We start from the raw sequence: 24077 nt of genomic DNA, 5'->3' as shown, positions 1-24077 counted from the left end.
AGGCCACTGACAACGGGCCCGGGAGGCGGGGAAACCAGGGTGTACCGGTCGGATCAGCCCTCCACCCAGCCGTGGTTCTTCGCGAACTGCGCGAGTCCGGCCCGCACCTGGAGGATCTGCTCACCGGTCAGCGAGGGCGCCGCCGTCAGCAGCGCCTCGGTGACGTCCCGGGTGAACTCCTCCGTGCTGAGCACATCGCACAGGACGTCGTCGTCGGCGGCGAGGGGCTTGCCGTCCTCGCCCCGCGCGAGCCGGACCCCGGACGCCTTCGGGCCCCGCTCGCCGTCCTCGATCTCAAACTCCACGACGATGCCCCGGCGTACCTGCGACTCCGGCATCAGCATGTCGTTGACGTGCAGGAAGACATCCTCCCCGCCGTCGTCGGGCGCAATGAACCCGTAGCCTCGCTGGCTGTCGAAGCGCACCACACGACCAGCAACCATCCCAACCCCCAACAACCTCGAAACACCCACGTCGGTGAACCTGCCCAGATGGTAGTCAAAGCGACGGCTGCGGGCGACACCGGGATGTTCACTGTGCGCGATACAGCGCGGTGAGCAGTTCCAGCACGGCCTGCGTCGCGGGGTGCGGATCGTCGCGCCACCACACCAGACGCACCGCGACGGGTTCGGCGTCGCGCACCGGCCGGTAGACGACGCCGGGCCGCGGGTACTGGTTGGCGGTCGACTCCGCGGTCATCCCGATGCTGCGGCCGGTCGCGATCACCGTCAGCCAGTCGTCGACGTCATGGGTCTCCTCCGTGGCCGGACGCGCGTCGGGCGGCCACAGCTCGGGGGTGGTGGTGCCGGTCCGGCGGTCGATCAGGAGCGTCCGCCCGCCGAGATCGGCCAGCCGCACCGAGCGCCGCCGGGCCAGCGGATCGTCGGCCGCCAGCGCGCACAGCCGCCGCTCCAGGCCGACGATCGCCGAGTCGAACCGCCGGTCCGTCGGCTCCCTGCGCAGCACCGCCAGGTCGCACGCGCCCTCCGCGAGACCGGCGCTGGCGGAGTTCACGCGCACCAGCCGCAGGTCCGTCTCCGGCCGCTCGGCGGCCCAGCGCCGCTGGAAGGCGAGGGTGTGGCGGCCGAGCGCGGACCAGGCGTAGCCGATCCGCAGCCGGGTGTGGCCCGAGGTCGCCTCCTGCACCAGGGTGTGCACCTCGCCGAGCACCCGCCGCGCGTGCGCGGCCACCCGCAGCCCGGTCGCGGTCGGCGTCACCACCCGCGAGGTACGCCTGAGCAGCCGCACGCCCAGTGCCCGTTCGAGCGCGGCGAGGGTCCGGGACACGGCCGCCTGGGAGACGCCGAGCGCCGCGGCGGCGTCGGTGAAGCCGCCCTCGTCGATGATCGCGACCAGACACCGCAACTGCCGCAGCTCCACGCCCGAAGAATCCATGACTCCAGCGTATAGATCGGGCGCTGCATGCATTTTGCGCAATGCCGGACCGGGAGGACCATCGGCGTATGCCAGCCGCGTCCGCGTCCGCGCCCGTACCTGTACCCGTGTCCTCGCCCTCGTCCTCGTCTTCGGCCACCGTCTCCGCACCGCCTCCCGCCGAGGAGAGCCGGAACCGGCGACGGGGACTCGTCGGCGCGGCCACCATGCTCGGCAGCGGTCTGTCCAACCAGACCGGCGCCGCGATCGGCTCGCTCGCCTTCCCCGTGCTCGGCCCCACGGGAGTCGTCGCGGTCCGCCAGTACGTCGCCGCGTTCGTCCTGCTGGCCGTCGGCCGCCCCCGGCTGCGGTCCTTCACCCGGAGTCAGTGGGCCCCCGTCCTGCTGCTGGCCCTGGTCTTCGGCACGATGAACCTGTCCCTCTACACCGCCATCGACCGCATCGGACTCGGCCTCGCGGTGACCCTTGAATTCCTCGGCCCGCTCACCATCGCGCTGGCCGCAGCGCGCCGCCGGGTCGACGCCTGCTGCGCCCTGATCGCCGCGGCGGGCGCGATCACCCTGATGCGCCCGCAGCCGTCCACCGACTACCTGGGGATGGGGCTCGGCCTGCTGGCCGCCGGGTGCTGGGCGGCGTACATCCTGCTCAACCGCACGGTCGGCCGACGCATCCCCGGCGCGCAGGGCTCGGCGGCGGCCGCGGCCGTCTCCGCCGTGCTGTTCCTGCCGGTCGGCGTCGTCCTGGCGCTGCGCGAGCCGCCGACCGCCCAGGCCCTCGGCTATGCCGTCGCCGCCGGGGTGCTCTCCTCCGCGGTGCCCTACCTGGCCGATCTCTTCACGCTGCGGCATGTGCCCGCGGCCGCGTTCGGCCTGTTCATGAGCGTCAACCCGGTCCTCGCCGCGCTCGTCGGCTGGATCGGGCTCGGGCAGGGCCTCGGTCTCGTCGACTGGTCGGCCATCACCGCGGTCGTCTGCGCCAACGCCCTCAGCATCCTCGTGCCGCGCCGCTGACCTGCGCCGCAGACCCGCGCCCGGCCTACCTGGGGCAGCCGGCCGGGGTCAGGCCTGCTGCTCGCGCTCCGCGTTGCGCTTCTTGATGCGGACCGTCTCCTTGCGGACCTCGGCCTGCGTGGCGCGCTCCTTCTCCAGCCACTCGGGCTTCGCGTCCTTGACGGCCTCGATCTGCTCGGTGGTGAGCGCCTCGGTCACCCCGCCGCGGGCCAGGCCCGCGATCGAGACGCCCAGCTTGGCCGCGATCACCGGACGGGGGTGCGGGCCGGTCTCGCGCAGCGTCCGCAGCCACTCGGGCGGGTTCGCCTGGAGCTCGGTCAGCTCGGCGCGCGAGACGACGCCCTCCTGGAACTCGGCGGGCGTGGCGGGGAGGTACACACCCAGCTTCTTCGCCGCGGTGGCGGGCTTCATCGTCTGGGTGCTCTGCTGCGACTTCATACACCCCAGGGTATCGGCCCCCGACAAGACGTCCGACCACAGCCGGTAGCCTGGCGGGATGACCGACTCGGCGGATTCCCCCTCGTTCCGGCTCGCGTACGTCCCCGGAGTGACGCCCGCCAAGTGGGTGCGGATCTGGGCGGAGCGCCTGCCCGACACCCCCCTCGCCCTCCTCCAGACGACCCCCGCCGAGGCCTCCGCCGCCTTGCGCGACGGCACCGCCGACGCGGCTCTCGTACGCCTTCCGGTCGACCGTACGGTGTTCAGCGCGATCCCCCTCTACACCGAGACGACCGTCGTCGTGGTCCCCAAGGACCATGTGATCACCGCGGCCGAGGAGATCACCCTGGAGGACCTCGCCGACGAGGTGGTCCTGCACCCCCTGGACGACGTCCTCGGCTGGGAGCGGCCCCCCGGCGAGGCCGCCTTCGAGCGCCCCGCGACCACCGAGGACGCGATCGAGCTCGTCGCGGCGAACGTCGGCGTCCTGGTCGTGCCCCAGTCCCTGGCCCGGCTCCACCACCGCCGCGACCTCACCTACCGCACGGTCGTCGACGCTCCTCGGTCGGACATCGCCCTCTCCTGGCCGGAGGACGCGACGACCGACCTCGTCGAGGACTTCATCGGCATCGTCCGCGGTCGCACCGTCAACAGCACCCGGGGCCGCGCCCAGCAGCCTCCTGCGGCGGCGGAGCGGAAGGGCGAGCGCGAGCGCGGCAAGCCGCAGTCCGGCGGTGCGGCGCGGAAGAGCGGTGCGCAGAAGAGCGGTGGCCACAAGGGCAGCGGCGCGCAGAAGAGCGGGGGGACGAAGAGCGCGGGCACGAAGGGCGGCGGTCGGCGCGGAACCGGCGGCGGAAAGCCCCGCCGCCGGTCGTAGCCGCCTCGCTCGCCGGTCGTGGTCGCTTGCCGGTCCGTTCAGGGCACGAAGGTCGCCGCGCTCGCGGTGCCCACCGCCTTCGCCCCGTCGGTCTGGGTGAGCAGCCCGGCCGCCACCCACGCGTTCACCACGGTCTGCACCTGTGCGACCAGCGCCGCCTTGGACGCGAACGGCGCCCCCGCCCACACCTCGTCGAGCAGTGTGGTCCCGTCCGCCCTCGCGGGGTCGGCCACGCCCGAGTCGCTGTTCCCGAAGACGATCCGGGGCTCCGCGCGCCGCCAGTACGCGTGCGTCGGATCCTCGGTGCCCTCGTGGAAGGGGGCGAACTCGGTGCCGTTCAGGGTGTAGTGGAGCGGTTTGCCGCTGACGGCGGTCAGGGTGGGCAGCAGGTCACCGGAGAGGGCCGCGTTGGCGTACAGCCCGAACTGCAGGTAGGACGTAACGGAGTTGCGGGCCACCAGGTTCACCGGGCCGTAGAAGAGCGTCTGCAACGACGGGTCGTCCAGGGCCTTTTCGACCCGCAGCCGGAAGGGGACGGCGATGCGCACGACGTCGCCGGGACTCCAGGTACGCGACACCGTGAAGTAGCTGCCGGCGACCGGGGTGCCGCTCACCGCCTGGCCGTTGACCGTCACCCGGAAGCCGGCGGTCGCCCAGGACGGCACCCGCAGCTTCAGCCCGAAGGCCGCGCCGGCGCCCCCGATCGTGAGCGTGGTGCCCTGTTCCTTCGGGTACTCGGTGGTCTGCGTGACCGTGACGCCCTTCTCGGCCCAGTCCAGGGTCGAGGGGCTGTACAGATTGACGTACAGCGAGGCGCCGTCGGCCGACTTGAAGTACACCGAGTCCTGGTACTTGGTGGCGCTCTCCATGCCGGTGCCCTCGCAGCAGGTGGTGCCCTGCTTGGGCGTGTAGTCGCGCACATGGCCGGGCGTGAGCCCGATGAAGTAGGTGACGAGCGGCTTCTCGGCGTCGGCCTTGTCCTGCTTGGAGCCGAGCACCTGGTTGTAGAGCGCCCGCTCGTAGTAGTCCATGTACTTCGGGTCCTGCTCGTGGAAGAACAGCATCCGGCTCAGCTTGAGCAGGTTGTAGGCGCAGCAGGTCTCCGCGGTCGTGTCGCTGATCGTGCCGGCGATCACCCCGCGCGCCTTCCAGAACTCCGCGGTGCTGGTGCCGCCGATCCCGTACATGCGCTGCGGGATCACCATGCCCCAGAAGTTCTTCGCGGCGGTCAGATAGCGCGTCTCGCCCGTCGCGTCGTACAGCCGTGCGTAGCCGGTGAAGATCGGGATGTGCTGGTTGGCGTGCAGGCCGCCCAGGATGTCGTTGTCCGCCGCGCACGCGTCGATGAGCGAGTCGAGGTCGAACAGCCGGGCCAGGGCGAGGTGTTCGGCCTTTCCGGTGATCGTGTACAGGTCGACGACGGTCTCGACGATCCCGCCGAACTCACCGCTGGAGAAGATGCCCCACATCCGCTGGAGAATGGCGTCGGGCAGCTGGGACAGCCGGGAGTACATCCAGTCGCACATGCCCGACGCGACGTCCAGCGCCCGGGCGTCGTCCGTCGCCAGATAGGCGTCCAGCAGCCCTTTGAGGATCTTGTGCGCCGTGTAGTAGGGCGCCCACACCCTCGTGTAGTCGCCGCTCGTCATCGACTCCAGGGCGATGAACTGCGTCTCCGGGTAGGCGGCGAGGAAGCCCTGGTGGCTCGGGCCGCCCCAGGTGCGGCGCAGGGTGGCGGTCAGTCCGCGTCCGGAGGCGTCGCCGAAGGTGCCGCCGCTGGTGGCGGAGAAGTAGTACGAGGCGAGGTTGCCGAGCCCTGCGGAGGAGTTCTTGGCCTCATTGCTCTGCAGCGAGGTGATGTCGGCGGCGGTGAGGGCGCGAGAGTAGACGTTGAACTCGTCGAACGCGCCCGCGTAGACCGGGTCGCCGGAGTAGTTGGAGCGGCCGAGCCAGTTGTTCGTCAGGGTGCCCAGGACGGACGGGTTGAGCGTCATCGCGGTGTTCGTGGCGACGGCGGCGCCGTTGACGTAGAGGGTGCCCGTGGTGCCGGAGACGGTCACCGCGAGGTGGCTCCACTGGTTCAGCGGGAGTGCGGCGGTGCCGTTGAGGCCCTGTTCGCCGCCGGCGCCGTTGGTGGTGATGGCGAAGCGCGGCACGCCGCTCGCGTTGCGCGTGGCCAGGTACATGTACCGGGTGGTGTTGTTGCCGAAGTCGAACACCCGCTGCCAGTTGGCGTCGTGCGTGGGCTTGACCCAGATCGACAGGGTGATCGCCGCCGAGCCGTTCAGGACGGCCGCCGGGAGGTCCACGTACTGGTAGGAGCCCCGGACGTTCTCGTGCGCGCCGCCCCACCTGCCGGTGACGGTGAGCATGCGCGGGTCGGTGCGCAGCGCGGCGCGTACGTCGGTCAGCGCGCCGACCATCGTCGCGATCTTGTCGGCGTAGGCCTGCTCCCCGGTGCTCGCGTACGCCTGCGACAACATGCTGAGGAAGTGTCCGGTGTAGTGGCCGCGCAGATTGCCGTTGGCCTCGCCGTCCAGGCCCTCCCAGCCGCCCGGGGCGACCGCGCCGCCGGTGGCGAGGCCGGCGTTGGCGCGGAAGACCTGGAGCAGCCGGTTCACGTCGTAGCCGCGGGCGTGGTCGAGCAGCAACTGCCGCTTGGCGGCGAAGACTCCGGGGCCGAGGGCGACGTCCTTCAGCGCGAAGGGCTGAAGCGTCCAGGAGGCCGGGGGCGGGAGCGCTGCCGCCGAGGCCGCGGGAGCCAGGGCCGCGCCGGCTCCGGGGACGGCGGCGGCGAGGACCGCGCTCTGGAGAAGGGTGCGTCTGCTGAGGGGCGGTGCCATGAACTGCTCCTCTGGTCCACCGAATATGTTCGATATCACGAACGATGTACGAATGGTCGACCAGACGTTAGAGGCGGGACGAGGGAGCGTCAACGGTCCTGACGGGACGGAAAGTTGCGAAAGCGCGCTACTTCGCGGCGGCCCGCCCGATCGACTCGACGAGCGGCAGCAACCGGTGCGGCACCCGCTCCCGCAGTGCGACCTCGGTGCGGGTGCGGACTACTCCGGGCAGGCTGATGAGCTTCTGGATCACGTCCTCCAGATGCGCGTTGTCGCGGGCCACCACCCGGGTGACGAGGTCGCCGCCGCCGGTGATGGAGAACGCCTCGACGATCTCCGGGACGGCGGCCAGCGCCTCGCCCACGTCGTCGAGGTGGCCCTGGGTGACCTCGATGTGCACGAACGCGAGCACCGGGTGGCCCAGCGCGGCGGGGGAGAGGGAGGGGGCCGCGCCGGTGATCACGCCGTCCCGCTCCAGCCGGTCGAGGCGGGCCTGCAGGGTGCCGCGCGCGACGCCGAGCAGTCGGGCGTACTCCCGCACGCTCGTGCGCGGCTGCTCCAGCAGCAGGCGCAGGATGCGGGTGTCCAACTCGTCCACGGCCATGCCGTCGGCCCTTCTCGCCGGTACCTGATCAGCGCCGACTGTACCGACGGCCCGGCGGAACCGGCGTCCACCGAGCCGTCCGGCCGAGCTGCGTCGGGGAAGCGTCAGACGGCGAACTCGTGGTCGCGGGTCTCCGGCAGGGCCAGCATGCACAGCAGGCTCAGCAGGCAGAGTCCGCCCGTGTAGAAGCCGAGGACGAGCGGGGACTCCCACTGGCTGTTCAGCCAGGTGGCGACGAGCGGCGCGAAGCCGCCGCCGAAGGTGTTGGCGAGGACGAAGGTCGCCGAGGCGCCGGTGTAGCGCAGCCGGGCCGGGAACAGCTCGGGCAGGAAGGCCGCCATCGGCGAGAGCGTCAGCGCGAGCAGCATCAGCCCGACGGTGTAGGCCCCGGTGATCACCCATACGTCGCCGGAGTTCAGCGACGCGTACATGGGCATCGCCCAGAGCACGCTGCCGACGGTGCCGGTCAGCAGCACCGGGCGGCGGCCGATCCGGTCGGCCAGCCGGGCGGCCGGGAGGATGAGGGCGACGCCGGCGGCTGAGCCGACGCTCGCGGCGATCAGCATCGTGTTCCGGTCGATGCCGAGTTCCTTCGGCCCGTACGACAGGCTGTAGACGATCGTCAGGTAGTAGACGGCCGAGCCGCCGAGGCCCGCGCCGATGCCGAGGAACAGCCGGCGCGGGTGCCGGGCGAGCAGCGTGCCGAGCGGGAAGCGGGACCCGGCGGCCGGCGGCGTCTCGGCGAGCGCGTCGGGCTTGCCGTCGGGGGCCGACGCGAACACCGGTGACTCGGAGATCGTCGAGCGCACCCACAGGCCCACCACGACCAGCACCGTGCTGAGCAGGAACGGGATCCGCCAGGCCCAGTCGGCGAACGCGTCCCGGCCCGCGAGGTTCAGGGTGGGCAGGATGACGGCGCTGGACAGCAGGAAGCCGAGCGAGGGGCCGGCGTTCGGGATCGACGCGTACAGCGCGCGGCGGCCGGGCGGCGCGTGCTCCGCGGCGAGCAGCACCGCCCCGCCCCACTCGCCGCCCAGGCTCACGCCCTGCAGCAGCCGGAGCGTCACCAGCAGCACGGGGGCGAGCAGCCCGGCGGTCTCGTACGTCGGGAGCAGGCCGACGCCGACCGTGGCCACGCCCATCAGGAGGAGCGAGACGACCAGGGCCCGCCGTCGGCCGAGCCGGTCGCCGATGGTCCCGAACAGCACGACGCCGAGCGGACGGGCGAGGAAGGCCGCCGCGAAGGTGAGGAACGCCGCCAGGGAGGAGACGGTGGCGTTGTCGGAGGGGAAGAAGGCGGGGCCGAGGACGAGCGCGCTGGCGGTGCCGTAGACCGCGAAGTCGTAGTACTCGATCGTCGTGCCGACCAGGCTCGCGGCGGCGACCCGCGACGCCTTGGTCTCGGCGGGCCGAACGGCCGGCGACGGCGGCGGCGGGGACGCGGACGGTCTCGGGTCTGTCGGGGCGGAAACGGCGTCGGCGGCGGTATTGGACGGCAATTCAGGCATGGGGAGTCACTTCCGGTACGCCCGGTGTGTGGGGGCCGGGGCCGAATGGGGAGAGGGGGCCTAGCATGTAACACGAACCGGAGCGCCCTTGTCACCCCAATCTCCGAATTGAATTTCAGCTCCGCGATTGTCTTCGGTCCTTCGGGGTTCTCACCGGAAAAGCGGGCCAAATTACACGTGACACCGCTGTAAAGCCTGCGATGCGGCCATGCGTCCGGGCAGACCGGCCCAAGGTGCATGGAAGCCACCCGAACAGCACCCGTGGACGGCGTCAACCCGTCTCAGCTGTCAGAACGCTGTCAAATAGTCATGCGGCCGAGGGCATGAATATTTGGGAGCGATTACGCCTTGCCAACGGCTGATCACTCACGGAATGCTGATCCAGGGGAACTTGAAAGTTCTATGACCATCGTTTTTCGGACATGGCGACCGCATCAGACTGCACCGGTCCGACATTCCTGAATGCGGCCTCCGAGCTGGGAAGGCGCATTACCCATGCTGAAAACCGGCAAGTTATTACGCCTGAGAAGACTTTCGCTGGCGGGGGACGGCCGGCATCTCTTCGTGCCTCTCGACCACAGTGTTTCGGACGGTCCGATCGTCCCCGCCGACAAGTGGGACGACCTGTTGCGCGCGCTGGTGGACGGCGGGGCCGACGGGATCATCGTCCACAAGGGACGGGCCCGCTCCTTCGCGCCGGACGTCCTCAAGCGCTGCGCGCTGGTGGTGCATCTGAGCGCCAGCACCGCCTGTTCCGCCGACGTCCACGCCAAGGTGCTGGTCGCCGACGTCGAGGAGGCGCTGCGGCTCGGTGCGGACGCGGTGAGCGTCCATGTGAACATCGGCTCGGACACCGAGTCCCGGCAGCTCGCCGATCTGGGCGCGGTGGCTCGTTCCTGCGAGGTCTGGGGCATGCCGCTGATCGCGATGGTCTATCCGCGCGGCCCCCGGATCGAGGACCCGCGCGACCCCGCCCTCCTCGCCCATCTGGCCAATGTCGCCGCCGATCTGGGCGCGGACATGGTGAAGACCTCCGTGGCGCTGCCGATCGAGCGGATGGCCGAAGTGGTGGCCGGCAGCCCCATCCCCGTCCTCGCGGCGGGCGGTCCGCCGGACGACTCCGACCTCGTCGAGTACGGCGCCGCGGTGATGGCCGCCGGCTGTCAGGGGCTGGCCGTCGGCCGCCGGATCTTCTCCCACCCCGCGCCCGCCGCGCTGGTGTCCCGCCTGTCGGCGGTCGTGCACGGCGACGAACCATCTGCTGACATGGACATGACTAAATACTCGACGATCGTGGCAGGAGTGGCATGAGGTTCGCATGGATCGACCTGCGTGAGGTTCCCCGTCCGCAGCTCCAGGCGGTGGTCGACGCGGCAATCCACGCCCGGATGGCCGGAGTCGTCGCCTCCGACGCCAAGTTGCTGGGAACCCTGCCGCCGACCGTCACCCGGGTGCTGGTCGGCGGCGGGCACGCGCCGGCGCCGACGCCCGCCGCCGTGAAGAAGTCCGGCGACAAGGAGACCAAGTCCCCCTCCGACGAGGGCACTTCACCGCTCGGTGCCGGGATCGACGTACTCCTGCGGAAGTTCGGCACCCAGGACGAGCTGGACGCCCTCGCCGCCGATCACCGCGCGTCCAGTGACCAGCAGGTCTCCGGTTTCATCGACGTACGGGACGACCGCACCCTCCGACTGTCCTGCGCGGGCGCCATGGCGCTGCCGTACACCGTCATCCACTTCGCCGACCCGACCAAGATCCCGCTGGAGATCGTCCTCGCCGCGGCCGAGTCCGCCGAGGGCAAGCTGGTGACCGTCGTCGACGGCCTGGAAGAGGCCGCGATCGTCTTCGACGTCCTCGAACGCGGCTCGGACGGCATCCTGTTCACACCCCGCAGCGCCGACGACGTGTTCGCGCTGGCCCGCCTGCTGGAGGCCACCACACCCCAGCTGGAGCTGTCCACGCTCACCGTGGAGAGCATCCGGCACGTCGGCCTCGGCGACCGGGTCTGCGTGGACACCTGCTCGCACTTCGAGGAGGACGAGGGCATCCTCGTCGGCTCCTACTCCTCCGGGTTTGTACTGTGCTGCAGCGAGACGCACCCGCTGCCGTACATGCCGACCAGGCCGTTCCGGGTCAACGCCGGCGCCCTGCACTCGTACACCCTCGGCCCCGACAACCGCACCAACTACCTCAGCGAGGTCGGCTCCGGCAGCGCCCTGCTGGCGGTCGGCGCCGACGGCCGGACCCGGAGGGTGGTGGTCGGCCGCGCCAAACTGGAGTCCCGGCCGCTCCTGGAGATCCGCACCCACGCCGAGGACGGCCGACTGGTCAGCCTGACCGTGCAGGACGACTGGCACGTCCGCGTGCTCGGCCCCGGCGGCAAGGTCCTCAACGTCACCGAACTGCGGGCGGGCGACGAACTGCTCGGCTACCTGGCCGCGGACAAGCGCCATGTCGGCCTGCCCATCGGCGAGTTCTGCAAGGAGGTCTGAGGCCCCATGGACGACTCCCTGGAGGAGGCGGTCCAGAGCCTCTTCGACGCACAGGACGACGACGGCCTCCCGTATCTGATCCACCGCCAGGAAACCGTCACCCGCGGCGAGTTGCGCGAGCGGGTGGCCAAACAGGCCGCCCTCTTCGCCGGTTACGGCATCGGCCCCGCCAGCACCGTCGGGCTGCGGACGCCGCCCAGCTTCACCCAGGTCGAGGTACTGCTCGCGCTGTGGCGGCTCGGGGCCCAGGTGCTGCTCTTCGACTTCCGGCTCAAACCGGCCGAGGTCGCCGGGCTCTGCGCCTCCTGCCGGCCGCAGTTCATGGTCAGCGCGGGCGTCAACGTCCGGGCGACGTTCGGATTCCGGTCCGAGTACGAGGTCCTCACCGAACGCCGGGGCGGCGGCCGGCCGGCCGCCACCGACCACCGGCTGGTCCAGTTCAGCTCGGGCTCCACCGGACGGCCGAAGGTGATCGGCAGAACAGCCCGCTCGCTCACCGAGGAGGTCGAGCGGTTCGCCGGGGTCCCCGGCATGCCGGGCCGCGGCGACCGGCTGCTGCTGCTCAGCTCGACCGCGCACAGCTTCGGGCTGGTCGCCGGACTGCTGCACTCCCTCGCGGCCGGGGTCGCGGTCGTCTTCGCCCCCCGGATCTCCGCCCGTGACATCCTGCGGACCGCCGTCGACCACCGCGTCACCGCCCTGTTCGGCGTGCCGATGCACTACGAACTGCTCGCCGCAGCCGTCGACCCGCCCGCGCTGCCCGAGCTGCGGATCGCGGTGTCGGGCGGCGAGCTGATGCCCCCACCGGTCGCCGCCCGGTTCGCCGAACGCTACGCGGTGCCGGTCGGCGAGTCCTACGGGACCACCGAGTCCGGAGTGGTCGCCATGGACACCGGCGGCGCACTGCGGCCCGCGGTCGGCCGGGCCGCCCCGGGCGTGGTGCTGCGCGTGCGCCACGGCGAACTGGACGTCGCCCTGGCGGAGACGCCCTACCTCCACGACTCCGGCGGCGCGCAGTACGCCGACGGCTGGCTGCACACCCGGGACCGGGCCACCGTGGACGGCTCCGGAGCGGTACGGGTGCACGGCCGCGCCGACTCCCTCGTGGTGATCGGCGGACTCAAGGTCGACCTCGTCGAGGTGGAGAACGTCCTGCGGGAGCATCCGGCCGTCGCACAGGCCGTCCTGGTCCACGAGGACGTCACCGAGGCGTACGTCACGGTGGCCGCCGGAGCCGGGCAGCCGTCGCCGGAGGAACTGCTGCGCTGGTGCCGGGAACGGCTGGCCGACCACAAGCTGCCCCGGGTCGTACGGCTGCTGGAGACCCTGCCCCGCACCTCCAACGGAAAGCTGCTGCGCCAGGCGGAGGCGTTGCGCTCCGCGCATTGAACCGGCGTGACACCGGCTGTCCGGTCGTCCCGAAATCACTCACTGGAGACATTGATCATGAGTACGTCGACCCTGGAAGACGAGATCCGCGAGTTCGTCCTGACCGCGGTCATCGACGAGATGAACATCCTGACCAGCCGCGACGGCATCACGGACGAGAGCCCGGTGACCGTCGGCGGGCTGGACGTGGACTCGCTGAGCCTGATCGAGCTCACCCTGCGGCTGGAGTCGCGGTTCGGCGTGGAGATCCCGGACACCGACATCGAGGCGCTGGCCTCCCTGACGCTCGGCGCGCTGGTCACCGAGGTCGTCCGACGCGGTGCGAAGGCATGAGGACGGCCCTGTTCACCACCGCTTCCGTCCGGGAGCTGCTGGCGGACCGCAACGTCTTCCCGGGACTGCCCGACGACCTCGGCGACGACGCCGAACTCGTCCTGGACTCCCTCGGGCTGGTGTGGCTCCTGCATGTGGTGGAGGAGCGCTACGGCCTGGTCGTGGAGCCCAGTGACGAGGACATCGCCGGACTGACCTCGCTGCGGCGCCTCACCGACTACCTGAGCGCCGCCGCACCGGCCCCGGCCGCAGGGGGCGATCGCGATGGCCGCTGAGGTCACGGTCACCGGATTCGGCGTCCGCACCGCGTTCGGCACCGGCGCCGAAGCCCTGCGGCGCGGGGTCTTCGCGGGAGTCCACTCCTTCGCCCCCACCACGAGGTTCGACACCGGCCCGTACCGTACGCCGATGGCGGCCGCCGCCCCGGACGGACCCGAAGCGGTCGAGGACTGGGCCCTGCGCCACGCGCTCGACCTGTGCGGCGGCCAGGCCCTCGACATGGCGGGCCTGCGCCCGGGCGCCGAGGCCGCGGTCCTGCTCGGCATCGCCGGCGACCACACCGCCGTCACCCGCTACTGGCGGGCGCGCGCGGGTTCCCCGACCGGCACGAAGACACCGCTCTCCGACGCCGTGCCCGCCCGGCTCACCGAGGCGCTGGCCGACGGCCTCGGACTCACCGGACCGCGGCTGACCTTCACCAACGCCTGCGTCGCCTCCGCCGCGGCCATCGTGCACGCCTGCCGGCTGATCTCCTCCGGCCGGACCGACGTGGCGGTCTGCGCGGGCGGATACCTCGTGGAGGAGGAGACCTTCGGGAAGTTCGACTCCGGACGGGCGCTGTCCCGGGACGGCAGGGTGCGCCCGTTCAGCGCCGACCGCAGCGGACTGCTGCTGGGCGACGGGGTGGCCGTCGTCGTCCTGGAGTCCGCCGAGCACGCCCGGCGGCGCGGCGCCCGGCCGCTGGCGTCCGTGGTGGGCTGGGGCGCGGCGACGGACGCCCACCACATCGCCCAGCCGCACCCGCAAGGCGCCGGCCTCGCCCGCGCGGCCCGGCAGGCGACCCGGCTCGCCGGCGACCCGGACGGGGCGGCCCTCGGCTATGTCAACGCCCACGGCACCGGCACCAAGTACAACGACGGGGCCGAGACCCGCGGACTGCGGGCCGCCTTCCCCGAGCACGCCGAGTCGATACCGGTCAGCTCCACCAAGAGCACCACCGGCCACCTCCTGGAGGCGGCCGGCGCGGTGGAGTTCGTCATCACGCTGCTGGCCCTGACGGACGGCGTGCTGCCGCCGACCGCCGGATACACCGCCGCGGACCCCGAGTGCGACCTCGACTACGTGCCGAACCGGCCGCGCCAGGCCGATCTGCGCCGGGCCCTCACCGTCAACGCCGCCTTCGGGGGCGCCAACACCGCACTCGTCCTGGAGCGGCCATGACGACCGAGCCTCTGCTGCGCTCCCCCCTGGGCTTCCTCGCCGTCGCCACCGCCACCCATGGCACCGGGGCGGACGACGACATCACACTGCCGAAACTGCCCGGCTTCGTGGAGTCCGCCTTCAGCCCGCTGGCCTACGAGGTGAGCAGCCGCTGTCTCACCGAGCGCCCCGGCGACGGCGCACGCACCGCCGTCGCGCTGGCCGCCCTGACCGGCGACACCACCACCGCCGACCTGGCCGGCAGCCGCATGGTCGCCGGGCGGGTCCACAACCCGCTGCTGTTCATGCAGGCCACCCCCAACTCCGTACTGGGCCACATCAGTCGGGAGTTCGGCATCACCGGGCAGATGTTCAGCGTCTCCACCCTCGACGACCCGGTGACCGAACTGCTCGCCATGGCGGACCTGCTCCTGGAGGACCCGGAGCTGGACCGCGTCCTGGTGCTGGGCGTGGAACTGGGCGGCGGCACGCGCCTGGCCGCCGTGCACCGGGAACTCGCCGCCGACAGCGGCCGACCGGTCCCTCACCTCCCGGCCTCCGCGGGCCTCGCCGCCGCGCTGCTCCTCGGACGCCCCGACCCCGGGACCCCGGTCACCATCCGCTCGGCCGAGCCGGCCGACGACACCGACGAGACCGGGGAGCCGCGGCACCACGGCAGCGTCCAGGGCCTGTTCGACCTGGCCGCCGCCCATCGCCGACTGCTGCGGGACGGCGGCAGCCACCACCTCGCGAGCGGGCCCGGGGCACGGCGCGGCCCCGCCGCACTCCTCCTCACCGCCGGCACGGACTCACCCGTGCGGGCCCCCGCCGGAAGGAACGAGACGAAGACCCATGCTCATCAGTAGGCAGGAGCGGGCCCGGATCTGCTCCGACACCGAACTGGGCGCCGGCAACGTCCTGGAACGCCTGAAGGCCTACGGCCGGCCGCTCGACGCACCCGTGCTGCGCACGGACGGCACCTGGCGGGCGCCGGACGGCAGCCGCCCCACGGCGCTGACGCTGGGCCGGCTGTGCGAGGCCGTCGAGACGTACGCGGGCTGGTACACGGCCCGGGGCGTACGCCCCCGCGACCCGGTCGCCGTCCACTCCTTCTCCAGCGTCGAATTCGCCGTGAACTTCCTGGCGTTGACGTCCCTCGGCGCGATCCCGTCGTTCGTCAACGGCAATCTGGCCCCGGACACGGCACGCGCGTACGTGCGTCGACAGGGCGCCGTCGGCGCGTTCACCGACCGGGCGCACCACCAGGTGCTGTCGGGATCCGACCCGGGCCTCGGCTTCTGCGTCACCGCCGCCGACATCCGCCCGGAGCACCGCGCGTCGCTGCCCCAGGCGTACCCGTACCGGCACGACCCGAGCGACCCGGTGCTCATCTCGCACTCCTCCGGCACCACCGGCCTGCCCAAGGGCGTGCCGCACACCCACCGGACCCTGATGTACGCGCAGGTGCACCGGCTGCGCTACTCCACCGGCACCGACATGGAACGCACCCTCGTGGGCCTGCCGGGCGCCCACAACGCCATGGTGGCGACCCTGCTCTACTGCCTGTTGCTGCACACCGACATCAAGCTTCTCTCCAGCCAGCGCGGCGCCGAAGTCCTCGACGGCGTCGAGGAGTTCCGGCCGACGACGGTGCTCGCCTTCGCCGGGACCTTCGGCGAGATGGCCGCCGAGGACCTGTCGAAGCGTGACCTGTCGAGTGTGCAGGTGTGGTTCAACACCGGCGACGCGGCGCACGAGGCGCACATCCGGGCGCTCGTCCGGCACGGCAGCCACCTGGAGATCCGCCGGGACCTGAGCCGCGTACGGGTGGACGGCTCGGTCTTCGTGGACGGGCTCGGCTCCTCGGAGGCCGGCTACTCCGTCTTCCACAACCGGCACACCAAGGACACCGCCGCCTACGCGCGCTGTGTCGGCAAGCCGATCAGCTTCGCCGAGGCCGCCGTGCTCGCCGAGGACGGCACCCCGCTGCCGCCCGGCGAGATCGGCCGTCTCGGCCTCAAGTCCCCGACCCTCACCCCCGGTTACTGGAACGACTCGCTGACCTGGAACCGGCTGCGGCTCGGCGGCTACTGGCTCACCGGGGACCTCGCCCAGCGGGACGAGGACGGCAACTTCTACCACCTCGACCGGGTGCCGGACGCGATCCGCACCCGCGCCGGCCTGGTCCTCAGCACCCGCACCGAGGAACTCCTGCTGGCCGCGATGCCAGAACTGGCGGACTGCACGGTGGTCGGCGTGGCCCCGGACGGCGTCCGCGCGGACTGGGACGGCGACGGCGAGGCCGAGGCGTACGTCCTCCTCCAACTCGCCGACGACCGACTCGCCGAAGAGCAGGCCGAGAGTGGCGGTGCGGACGACGAGGCGTGGACCGCGCGGGTCAACGCGGTGCTGACCGAGGCCGGATTCCCCCCGGTGCACCGCGCCCTGCGGATGAAGCCCGACGACGTGGCCAAGGGCGCCACCGGCAAGGTTCTCAAACGAGTCATGCGCGACCGGTTCGCCGCCGTCGCCGCCGAGGAGCAGCACGCATGAGCACGGACACGAACACAGGCTCAGACGGCGTCAACCATCGCGCGCGGGCGGGCGAGGCGTACCGGCTGTGGTGGCAGCACGACGCCCACTGGTACCAGGGCGTGGCCGCGCGGTTCGGACAGCAGGCCGCGAACGAGCTCAACGCCGAGGCGCTGCGCAAGGTCGCCCTGCACGTCGGGCAGCGGGTGGCCCGGCTCGCCGGCGCGCTCCCCGACAGCGGGGACCCCGGCAAGGACCTGGAGGAGGTGCGCCGCCGCTACGACGAGTGCGGCGACCGGATGTTCCCGCCGGAACTGCGCAACGCCTCCACCGAGGTCGAGGACGACGATCTGATCGTCCTCACCCTGAAGCGGAACTTCGCCGTCACCATGGTCCGGATGGCCGGTTCGCTGGACGGCTACCGGTGCCCGTGCACCGACATCCACGCGGGCTGGTCCGAGGGGCTCGGCGTGACCCTGACCGAGAACCGGGCCGAGAGCTGTCTGCGCGACGGCGACAAGGCGTGCCGGCTGCTGATGCGGGTGGCCGGTCCGGCCGCCTCCAGGACGGAGGGCTGACTCATGCGGATACTCGTCGCAGGGGCGACCGGAGTGGTCGGACGCCCGCTGGTCGGCGCGCTGCGGGCCCGCGGCCACGAGGTGAGCGCGCTGGTCCGGGACGGGTCGCGGGCCCCGGACGCGGACCGGGTCCTCGTCGCCGACGCCCTCGACCGCGAGGCGGTCCTGTCGGCGGTCTCGGCCGCCCGTCCGGAGGCGGTCGTCCATCAGCTGTCGGCGTTGCGGCTGCTGCGCGACGACCCTCCGGCCGCCTTCGCGCAGACCGCACGGCTGCGCACCGAGGGCACCGCCCATCTGGTCGAGGCGGCCCGCGCGGCCGGCGCCCGGCGACTGGTCGCCCAGTCCATCGCCTTCGCCGCCGCCCCGGCCGGGCCCGCTGTCCTCGACGAGGACGCGCCGCTGTACACGGACGCCCCGGATCCGGGCTGGTCCGCCACCGTGCGGGCCGTCGCCGCACTGGAGCGGCTGACGCTGAGCAGCGCGGACCTGGGCGGCCTGGTGCTGCGCTACGGCACGCTGTACGGCCCCGGGACCGCGTACGCGCGCGACGGCGGGACCGGGCAGCGGGTGCTCGCCGGGAAGCTTCCGCTGCCCGAGGGCGGGGCCGGGATCACCTCGTTCCTGCACGTCGAGGACGCCGTGGGGGCGACCGTCGCGGCCGTCGAGTCGGCGGCCACCGGCGTGCTCCACATCGCCGACGACGAACCGGCCCCGGCCGCGCAGTGGCTGCCGCAGTACGCCCGCGCGCTCGGCGCCCCGCCCCCGCGCACGATCCCGGCGGCGACGGCGCCCCGGCTGCTGGGCTGGTTCATGGCTCATCAGCTCACCGCGGCACGCGGGGCGGCCGCCGACCGGGCCCGTGCGGCGCTGGGCTGGAAGCCGCTGCGGCCGAGCTGGCGCGACGGGCTGGGCCAGGAATGACCGACCCCGTCGGCGCCCTCTCCGTGTGCGTGATCGGGGCCGGTCCGCGCGGGTTGTCGGTCCTGGAGCGGATCTGCGCCAACGCCGCGGGCACCGGCCGGCCGGTCGCGGTGCATCTCGTCGACCCGTACCCGCCCGGTCCGGGCGCGGTGTGGCGCACCGACCAGCCGCGCGAACTGCTGATGAACACGGTCGCCTCCCAGGTGACCCTGTTCACCGACGACAGCGTGGCCTGCGCCGGACCGATCGTGCCGGGGCCCAGCCTGTACGCATGGGCGCGCACGATCGCGCAGGGCGCCGACGACCACCCGGCCCGGGTCCTGGACGAGGCGCGCCGGCTCGGCCCGGACACCTACCCGACCCGGGCCTTCCACGGCCACTACCTGGAGTGGGTCTTCCAGCACCTGTTACGCACCGCACCCGAGGAGGTGACGGTCCACCCGCACCGCTCGACGGCCGTCGCGCTGCACGACACCCCCGACGGGCGGCAGACGGTCACCCTGGCCGACGGCCGCCCGCTGACCGGGGCGGACGCCGTGGTGCTGGCCCTCGGCCACGGGGAGCTGACCCCGGACCGGGAAGAGCGCGCACTGGCCGACTTCGCCGACCGGCACGGCGCGACCTACGTCGGTCCCGCCAACCCGGCCGACATCCGGCTGAGCGGGATCGCCTCGGGCACACCCGTCGCCCTGCGCGGCCTCGGCCTCAACTTCTTCGACTGTCTGGCGCTGCTCACCGAGGGCCGCGGCGGCACGTTCAAGGAGAGCGAGACCGGCCTGGTCTACCTCCCGAGCGGCAACGAGCCCGTGCTGTACGCCGGTTCGCGGCGCGGAGTGCCGTACCACGCCCGGGGCGAGAACGAGAAGGGGGCGCTCGGCCGCCACCATCCCCGCTTCCTCACCCCCGAAGTCATCGCCGGGCTGCGGCGGCGGGCGGACGACGGTCGTCCCGTCGCCTTCCGCGACGCGCTTTGGCCGCTGATCGACCGCGAGGTGCGCACCGTCTACCACGAGGCGTGGATCCGCGCCGCCCACGGGACCCGGGCCGCCGAGGAGTTCGTCCGGTCCACGCTCGACGGCCGGTGCCCGCAGGAGCCGCTGCTGGACCGCTACGCGGTGCCGCCCGGCGAGCGCTGGGACTGGCGGCGCATCGAACGCCCCTACGGCGAGCGGACCTTCGCCGGCCGCGACGAATTCCGGCACTGGCTGCTGGAGTATCTGCGCCGGGATCTCGCCGAGGCCCGGCTGGGCAATGTCAGCGGGCCGCTGAAGGCCGCCCTGGACGCCCTGCGGGACCTGCGCAACGAGATCAGGCTCGTCGTCGACCACGGCGGGCTCCCCGGCGACTCCTACCAGGCCGAACTCGACGGCTGGTACACGCCGTTGAACGCCTTCACCTCGATCGGCCCGCCCGCCTTCCGCATCGAGCAGCTCATCGCGCTGATCGAGGCCGGAACGCTCCACCTCCTCGGTCCGGGGATGCGGGTACGACCGTCGGCGCGCGCGGGCGGATTCCTCGTGGACGCCGAACCGGTCGCCGAGCCACCGGTGTCGGTCGGCACGCTGATCGAGGCCCGGCTGCCCGCCGTCGACGTACGGCGCAGCGCGAACCCCCTGCTGAGCGGGCTGCTGGCGGCCGGCGCCTGCGTCCCGTACCGGCTCGGGGGCCACGAGACCGGCGGACTGGCCGTGACCGGCGGCGCGGCCCGGCTGGTGGACGCGGCGGGCCGGGCCCACCCGCGCCGCTTCGCGTTCGGCGTGCCGACGGAAGGCGTGCGCTGGGTGACGGCGGTCGGCGTCAGACCCGGCGTCGGCTCGGTGACGCTGGAGGACTCGGACGCGATCGCCCGCGCCGCACTGCTGCTCCCCGAGGCGTGAGTGCCGGTGCTCAGCAAGCTTTTGACGAGACATCAGATACGAGACGCAGGGAGTCGATGAGCGTGAACGCGCTGTCCGCGGGTACCGACGCGGGCCTGCTCGCCCCCACCTGGGCGGACACGCCGGTCGCGGCCGAAGTGACCGACGAGGCATGGCTGCAGGCCATGCTGGACGTCGAAGTGGCGCTCGCCCGCGCCCAGTCCGCCGTCGGGCTCACCCCGGCCGCCGCGGTGGAGACGATCCGCACGGCCGCCCGCGAGGACCCGCTGGACCCGGTCGCCCTCGCCCGTGCGGCCCGGGCCGCGGCCAACCCGGTGGTCGCACTCGTCGCCGCCTTCACCGAGGCGGTCGCCGCCCGGGACCCGGCCGCCGCCGAGTACGTGCACCGCGGCTCCACCAGCCAGGACATCCTCGACTCGGCGGCCATGCTGATCGCCCGCCGGGCGCTCGGGCTGATCGCCGCCGACCTGGACCGCGTCCGCGCCGCCCTCGCCGCGCTGGCCGACACCCACCGCCACACCGTGCTGGCCGGACGCACCCTGACCCAGCACGCGGTGCCGACGACCTTCGGCCTCAAGGCGGCCGGCTGGCTCCACTCGGTCGGCGACGCCCTGGCCCGCGTACGAGCCGTGGCGGCCGGCCTCCCGGCCCAGCTCGGCGGCGCGGCGGGCACCCTCGCCGCATACGGCGAGTACGCGGTCCTGGACGGCGGCGAGGCGGAGAACGCGGTGGAACTGCTGCGGCCGTTCGCACAGGCGCTGGAGCTGGCCGAACCGGTGCTCCCGTGGCACACCGCGCGCACGCCCGTCGCCGAACTGGGCGCCGTGCTCCAGCAGGTCACCGGGGCGCTCGGGAAGTTCGCGCTCGATGTGCAGACGCTCGCGCGCACCGAGATCGGCGAGCTGTCCGAGCCGGCGGCGGCCGGACGCGGAGGCTCGTCGGCCATGCCGCAGAAACGCAACCCCGCGCTCGCCACACTGATCGTGTCGGCCGCCCGGCAGGTACCCGCCCACGCCCTGGTCCTGGCCCAGTGCATGCTCGCCGAGGACGAGCGGCCGGCCGGGGCCTGGCACGCCGAATGGCAGCCGCTGCGGGAGGCCCTGCGGCTGGCGGGCGGGGCCGCGCACACCGCCGTGGAACTCGCCGAGGGCCTGGTCGTGCATCCGCGGCGGATGCGCGCCAACCTCGAACTGACCGGCGGCGCGATCGTCGCCGAACGGCTCACGGCGGCCCTGGCCCCCGCACTCGGCAAGGCACGGTCGAAGCAGGTGCTGACCGCCGCCACGGCCGAGGCGGAGCACAGCGGCCGCCCCCTCGCCGACGTCCTCTCGGACGATCCCGAACTGATCGCCCGCCTCACCCGGGACCGACTGACCGAACTCCTCGACCCGACCCGGTACACGGGCGCGGCCGACGCCCTCGTCGAGCGCGCGCTGCGCGCCTACGGCGACGCCGACGACACCCGCCCGCGCGCGGACGGAGGCATCCGATGAGCGCCCCGAGCCGCACCGAGGAGAGCACGAAACCGGCGGCGCCTCCCCGGTCCTGGCCGGTCCTCGTGGTCGTCGTCTGCGCCCAGATGCTGATCTGGCTGGACACCTCGATCCTCAACGTGGCGGTCACCACCCTGGCCGACCCGGACCGCGGACTCGGCGCGAGCCCCGCCGCGCTGGAGTGGGTCGCGAGCGCCTACACCCTGGTGTTCGCCGGCACCCTGTTCGCGGGCGGCGCGCTCGCCGACCGCTTCGGCCCGCGGGCCACCCTCTTCGCCGGACTCGCCCTCTTCGGCATCGCCTCCGGAGCCGGCGCGTTCGCCGGGAACGCGGGCTGGCTGATCGTGGCGCGCGCCTTCATGGGCGCGGGCAGCGCGCTGCTGATGCCCGCGACCCTGTCGGTCATCGTGCAGAGCACCCCGGCGGAGAAGCGCACCCGCGCCATCGCGATCTGGAGCTCCTCCAGCGCCCTGGGCGTGGCCGTCGGCCCGGTCGCGGGCGGGGCCCTGCTCAGCCACTTCTGGTGGGGTTCGGTCTTCCTGGTCAACGTGCCGATCGTGGCCCTGTGCCTGGCCGGGGTGGTGGCCGTGGTGCCCGCGCTGAAGAGCCCGGTGCGCAGGGTGCTCGACCTGCCCGGCCTCGCGCTGTCGGTGCTCGGCCTCGGCGGTGTCGTCTACGGCATCATCGAGCTCGGCAACGGCCGGAGCTGGCACGGGGCACACGTCCTGGTGCCCCTCGTCCTGGGCGCGGCGCTGCTGACGGCCTTCGTCGCGGGCCAGCGCAGATCCCCCGCGCCCAGCCTGGACCTGCGGCTCTTCCGGCAGCCCGGGTTCACGGCGGGGAGCGTGGTGCTGCTGATCGCGTTCATGGCGCTGGCCGGGCATCTGTTCTACGCGGCCTTCTACCTCCAGGGGCCCCGCGGCCTCTCCCCGGCCCACGCCGGAACCGTGATGATCTCCGCCGCGGTCGGCATCCTCCTGGGCAGCCAGGCCTCCCCGGCGATGAGCAGACTGCTGTCCGCCCGCTGGACGGTCGCGGCCGGAGTCCTCGTCACGGCCGCCACCTACGTCGGCTATCTGTGGTGCGACGGACGGACCCCGATCCCGGTCGTCGCCGCGCTGCTGTGGGTCCAGGGCTTCGGCATGGGACTGGTCGGCACGCCGGTCACGGCCGTGATGATGAGCGCGGTGCCCGCGCGGCTCGCGGGCGCCGGATCGGCCGTCAACAGCGTCACCCGGCAGGTCGGCGGGACGCTCGGGGTGGCCATGGCCGGCTCGATCCTCTCCGGCGTCTACCGGGCGCGCATGGCGGACGCCACCCTGCCCACGGCTGCGCAGGGGCTGTCACCCGGGGCCGCGGAACAGGCCCGGACCTCGGCCGAGGCGGCCCGCTCGCTGGCCGGTTCGCTGCGGCTGCCGGAGCTGGCCGCCACGGCCGACCGCGCCTTCCTCGACGCGATGTACGCGGCCACTTTCTGGATCGCGGTCCTGGCCTTCGTCGGATGCGTCGTGGCCGCTGTCGGCCTGCGCCCGCGCGGGGCCGCGCACGGCGCGAGTGAAGGGAACGGAGGGAACTGAGATGACCGGGGGCGACGCGCGCACGGCCGCTCGGTCGGTCCTCGTGACCGGCGGGAACCGGGGCATCGGGTTGGCCGTAGCCCGCCGTTTCGCCGCGGCGGGAGACCGGGTCGCGGTCACCTGCCGCGGCGAGCGGCCGCCCCCGGACGCCGGTCTCCTCGCCGTCCGCTGCGATGTGACGGACGGCTCGCAGGTCGACCGGGCCTTCGAGGAGGCCGAGGCCGCCCACGGCCCGGTCACGGTGCTGGTCGCCAACGCGGGCGTCACCGGCGACCGACTGCTGGTGCGGATGAGCGAGGAGGACTTCACCTCGGTGATCGACACCAACCTCACCGGAGCCTTCCGGGTGGTCAGGCGCGCGCTGCGCGGGATGCTCGGGCAGGGCCACGGCCGGATCGTGCTGATGTCCTCCACCGCGGCCCTGCACGGGGCCGCCGGACAGACCGACTACGCGGCGGCGAAGGCGGGGCTGGTCGGGTTCGCCCGCTCACTGACCCATGAACTCGGCGCCCGGGACATCACCTGCAACGTGGTCGCCCCCGGACTGACCGAGACGGACATGAGCCGCGCGCTCACCGAGGAGCAGCGCCGCAACCTGCTCAGCCGGACCCCGGCGGGCCGCCTGACCCACCCCGACGAGGTCGCCGACGCGGTCGCGTTCCTGGCCGGCATCGGCGCCGGGTACGTGCGCGGCGCGGTCATACCGGTCGACGGAGGCGCCGGACTCGGGCACTGAACCGAGTGGGCCGTTGGTCGACCGACGGCGCGGGAAGTCCCGTCCGCACTGAGCC

At 72.9% G+C, this 24077-nt stretch carries 22 protein-coding genes; 16 read left to right on the top strand and 6 right to left on the bottom strand.

Annotated elements, in window-relative coordinates; genetic code table 11:
• Positions 1–53: 53 nt before the first annotated feature.
• Both ACWCPF_RS19135 and ACWCPF_RS19130 read right to left on the bottom strand, forming a co-directional pair.
• A complete protein-coding gene (locus ACWCPF_RS19135; protein WP_450947492.1) occupies positions 54–443 on the bottom strand; it encodes a cold-shock protein in 390 nt (129 codons plus the stop codon).
• A gap of 88 nt (positions 444–531) precedes the next feature.
• Entirely contained in the window at positions 532–1395 is an 864-nt protein-coding gene (locus ACWCPF_RS19130; protein WP_451046203.1) for a LysR family transcriptional regulator, read from the bottom strand.
• Positions 1396–1601: 206 nt separating this feature from the next.
• Here ACWCPF_RS19130 and ACWCPF_RS19125 point away from each other — a divergent pair, with 206 nt between their 5' ends.
• Complete coding sequence (locus ACWCPF_RS19125; protein ID WP_451046240.1) at positions 1602–2405, top strand: EamA family transporter; 804 nt, start codon at positions 1602–1604, stop codon at positions 2403–2405.
• A gap of 48 nt (positions 2406–2453) precedes the next feature.
• Here ACWCPF_RS19125 and ACWCPF_RS19120 read toward each other — a convergent pair whose 3' ends face one another.
• The gene (locus tag ACWCPF_RS19120; protein WP_451046202.1) at positions 2454–2843 is read right to left on the bottom strand and encodes a DUF5997 family protein; all 390 of its coding nucleotides are present in this window, start codon (positions 2841–2843) and stop codon (positions 2454–2456) included.
• Positions 2844–2901: 58 nt separating this feature from the next.
• On the opposite strand from ACWCPF_RS19120, the gene ACWCPF_RS19115 reads away from it, so the two are divergent.
• Positions 2902–3720 carry a LysR family substrate-binding domain-containing protein gene (locus ACWCPF_RS19115; RefSeq protein WP_451046201.1) on the top strand — a complete coding sequence of 273 codons (819 nt, stop codon included), beginning with the start codon at positions 2902–2904 and terminating at the stop codon, positions 3718–3720.
• Between the two features lie 38 nt (positions 3721–3758).
• Here ACWCPF_RS19115 and ACWCPF_RS19110 read toward each other — a convergent pair whose 3' ends face one another.
• The 3 genes from ACWCPF_RS19110 to ACWCPF_RS19100 all read right to left on the bottom strand — a co-directional run bounded on the left by ACWCPF_RS19110 (position 3759) and on the right by ACWCPF_RS19100 (position 8675).
• On the bottom strand, positions 3759–6563 hold the full coding sequence (locus ACWCPF_RS19110; RefSeq protein WP_451046200.1) for a beta-L-arabinofuranosidase domain-containing protein: 2805 nt from the start codon (positions 6561–6563) through the stop codon (positions 3759–3761).
• Positions 6564–6690: 127 nt separating this feature from the next.
• Positions 6691–7167, bottom strand: a complete 477-nt coding sequence (locus tag ACWCPF_RS19105) for an Lrp/AsnC family transcriptional regulator (RefSeq protein WP_450951755.1) — start codon at positions 7165–7167, stop codon at positions 6691–6693.
• Between the two features lie 104 nt (positions 7168–7271).
• Positions 7272–8675, bottom strand: a complete 1404-nt coding sequence (locus tag ACWCPF_RS19100; protein WP_451046199.1) for an MFS transporter — start codon at positions 8673–8675, stop codon at positions 7272–7274.
• 495 nt (positions 8676–9170) lie between these two features.
• Here ACWCPF_RS19100 and ACWCPF_RS19095 point away from each other — a divergent pair, with 495 nt between their 5' ends.
• The 14 genes from ACWCPF_RS19095 to fabG are packed head-to-tail and all read left to right on the top strand — an operon-like array spanning position 9171 to position 24022.
• Entirely contained in the window at positions 9171–9986 is an 816-nt protein-coding gene (locus tag ACWCPF_RS19095) for a 2-amino-3,7-dideoxy-D-threo-hept-6-ulosonate synthase (RefSeq protein ID WP_451046198.1), read from the top strand.
• Entirely contained in the window at positions 9983–11167 is a 1185-nt protein-coding gene (locus ACWCPF_RS19090) for a 3-dehydroquinate synthase II family protein (protein ID WP_451046197.1), read from the top strand. The genes ACWCPF_RS19095 and ACWCPF_RS19090 overlap by 4 nt, the downstream gene beginning before the upstream one ends.
• Before the next feature lie 6 nt (positions 11168–11173).
• The gene (locus tag ACWCPF_RS19085) at positions 11174–12556 is read left to right on the top strand and encodes a class I adenylate-forming enzyme family protein (RefSeq protein WP_451046196.1); all 1383 of its coding nucleotides are present in this window, start codon (positions 11174–11176) and stop codon (positions 12554–12556) included.
• 57 nt (positions 12557–12613) lie between these two features.
• Positions 12614–12889 (top strand): acyl carrier protein, encoded by a 276-nt coding sequence (locus ACWCPF_RS19080; RefSeq protein WP_451046195.1) that lies wholly within the window; start codon positions 12614–12616, stop codon positions 12887–12889.
• A complete protein-coding gene (locus ACWCPF_RS19075) occupies positions 12886–13164 on the top strand; it encodes an acyl carrier protein (protein ID WP_451046194.1) in 279 nt (92 codons plus the stop codon). The genes ACWCPF_RS19080 and ACWCPF_RS19075 overlap by 4 nt, the downstream gene beginning before the upstream one ends.
• On the top strand, positions 13154–14329 hold the full coding sequence (locus ACWCPF_RS19070) for a beta-ketoacyl-[acyl-carrier-protein] synthase family protein (RefSeq protein ID WP_451046193.1): 1176 nt from the start codon (positions 13154–13156) through the stop codon (positions 14327–14329). The genes ACWCPF_RS19075 and ACWCPF_RS19070 overlap by 11 nt, the downstream gene beginning before the upstream one ends.
• Positions 14326–15174, top strand: a complete 849-nt coding sequence (locus ACWCPF_RS19065; RefSeq protein ID WP_451046192.1) for a hypothetical protein — start codon at positions 14326–14328, stop codon at positions 15172–15174. The genes ACWCPF_RS19070 and ACWCPF_RS19065 overlap by 4 nt, the downstream gene beginning before the upstream one ends.
• The gene (locus tag ACWCPF_RS19060; protein WP_451046191.1) at positions 15161–16861 is read left to right on the top strand and encodes a class I adenylate-forming enzyme family protein; all 1701 of its coding nucleotides are present in this window, start codon (positions 15161–15163) and stop codon (positions 16859–16861) included. Before ACWCPF_RS19065 ends, ACWCPF_RS19060 begins: the two co-directional genes overlap by 14 nt.
• Positions 16858–17418, top strand: coding sequence for a hypothetical protein (locus ACWCPF_RS19055; RefSeq protein WP_451046190.1), 561 nt, complete (start codon positions 16858–16860; stop codon positions 17416–17418). The genes ACWCPF_RS19060 and ACWCPF_RS19055 overlap by 4 nt, the downstream gene beginning before the upstream one ends.
• A 3-nt stretch (positions 17419–17421) precedes the next feature.
• Positions 17422–18339: an NAD-dependent epimerase/dehydratase family protein gene (locus ACWCPF_RS19050; RefSeq protein WP_451046189.1), complete on the top strand. Its 918-nt coding sequence runs from the start codon at positions 17422–17424 to the stop codon at positions 18337–18339.
• Positions 18336–20216, top strand: coding sequence for an FAD/NAD(P)-binding protein (locus ACWCPF_RS19045; protein WP_451046188.1), 1881 nt, complete (start codon positions 18336–18338; stop codon positions 20214–20216). The genes ACWCPF_RS19050 and ACWCPF_RS19045 overlap by 4 nt, the downstream gene beginning before the upstream one ends.
• 56 nt (positions 20217–20272) lie before the next feature.
• Positions 20273–21709, top strand: coding sequence for a class-II fumarase/aspartase family protein (locus ACWCPF_RS19040; protein ID WP_451046187.1), 1437 nt, complete (start codon positions 20273–20275; stop codon positions 21707–21709).
• Complete coding sequence (locus ACWCPF_RS19035; RefSeq protein WP_451046186.1) at positions 21706–23286, top strand: MFS transporter; 1581 nt, start codon at positions 21706–21708, stop codon at positions 23284–23286. The genes ACWCPF_RS19040 and ACWCPF_RS19035 overlap by 4 nt, the downstream gene beginning before the upstream one ends.
• A gap of 1 nt (position 23287) precedes the next feature.
• Entirely contained in the window at positions 23288–24022 is a 735-nt protein-coding gene (gene fabG / locus ACWCPF_RS19030) for a 3-oxoacyl-ACP reductase FabG (RefSeq protein ID WP_451046185.1), read from the top strand.
• The last annotated feature ends 55 nt before the right edge of the window (positions 24023–24077 follow it).

Source organism: Streptomyces sp. NPDC001858, assembly GCF_053594615.1.
Note: the sequence above shows the minus strand (reverse complement) of the source record. Positions and strands in the feature narration are given on the sequence as shown.

Coding starts and splice junctions, on each gene's coding strand:
- ACWCPF_RS19115 (WP_451046201.1), top strand. CDS start 2,902: ATGACCGACTCGGCGGATTCCCCCTCGTTCCGGCTCGCGTACGTCCCC.
- ACWCPF_RS19105 (WP_450951755.1), bottom strand. CDS start 7,167: ATGGCCGTGGACGAGTTGGACACCCGCATCCTGCGCCTGCTGCTGGAG.
- ACWCPF_RS19035 (WP_451046186.1), top strand. CDS start 21,706: ATGAGCGCCCCGAGCCGCACCGAGGAGAGCACGAAACCGGCGGCGCCT.
- fabG (WP_451046185.1), top strand. CDS start 23,288: ATGACCGGGGGCGACGCGCGCACGGCCGCTCGGTCGGTCCTCGTGACC.
- ACWCPF_RS19095 (WP_451046198.1), top strand. CDS start 9,171: ATGCTGAAAACCGGCAAGTTATTACGCCTGAGAAGACTTTCGCTGGCG.
- ACWCPF_RS19125 (WP_451046240.1), top strand. CDS start 1,602: ATGCTCGGCAGCGGTCTGTCCAACCAGACCGGCGCCGCGATCGGCTCG.
- ACWCPF_RS19075 (WP_451046194.1), top strand. CDS start 12,886: ATGAGGACGGCCCTGTTCACCACCGCTTCCGTCCGGGAGCTGCTGGCG.
- ACWCPF_RS19100 (WP_451046199.1), bottom strand. CDS start 8,675: ATGCCTGAATTGCCGTCCAATACCGCCGCCGACGCCGTTTCCGCCCCG.
- ACWCPF_RS19060 (WP_451046191.1), top strand. CDS start 15,161: ATGCTCATCAGTAGGCAGGAGCGGGCCCGGATCTGCTCCGACACCGAA.
- ACWCPF_RS19065 (WP_451046192.1), top strand. CDS start 14,326: ATGACGACCGAGCCTCTGCTGCGCTCCCCCCTGGGCTTCCTCGCCGTC.
- ACWCPF_RS19135 (WP_450947492.1), bottom strand. CDS start 443: ATGGTTGCTGGTCGTGTGGTGCGCTTCGACAGCCAGCGAGGCTACGGG.
- ACWCPF_RS19055 (WP_451046190.1), top strand. CDS start 16,858: ATGAGCACGGACACGAACACAGGCTCAGACGGCGTCAACCATCGCGCG.
- ACWCPF_RS19110 (WP_451046200.1), bottom strand. CDS start 6,563: ATGGCACCGCCCCTCAGCAGACGCACCCTTCTCCAGAGCGCGGTCCTC.
- ACWCPF_RS19130 (WP_451046203.1), bottom strand. CDS start 1,395: ATGGATTCTTCGGGCGTGGAGCTGCGGCAGTTGCGGTGTCTGGTCGCG.
- ACWCPF_RS19045 (WP_451046188.1), top strand. CDS start 18,336: ATGACCGACCCCGTCGGCGCCCTCTCCGTGTGCGTGATCGGGGCCGGT.
- ACWCPF_RS19040 (WP_451046187.1), top strand. CDS start 20,273: ATGAGCGTGAACGCGCTGTCCGCGGGTACCGACGCGGGCCTGCTCGCC.
- ACWCPF_RS19120 (WP_451046202.1), bottom strand. CDS start 2,843: ATGAAGTCGCAGCAGAGCACCCAGACGATGAAGCCCGCCACCGCGGCG.
- ACWCPF_RS19050 (WP_451046189.1), top strand. CDS start 17,422: ATGCGGATACTCGTCGCAGGGGCGACCGGAGTGGTCGGACGCCCGCTG.
- ACWCPF_RS19085 (WP_451046196.1), top strand. CDS start 11,174: ATGGACGACTCCCTGGAGGAGGCGGTCCAGAGCCTCTTCGACGCACAG.
- ACWCPF_RS19090 (WP_451046197.1), top strand. CDS start 9,983: ATGAGGTTCGCATGGATCGACCTGCGTGAGGTTCCCCGTCCGCAGCTC.
- ACWCPF_RS19070 (WP_451046193.1), top strand. CDS start 13,154: ATGGCCGCTGAGGTCACGGTCACCGGATTCGGCGTCCGCACCGCGTTC.
- ACWCPF_RS19080 (WP_451046195.1), top strand. CDS start 12,614: ATGAGTACGTCGACCCTGGAAGACGAGATCCGCGAGTTCGTCCTGACC.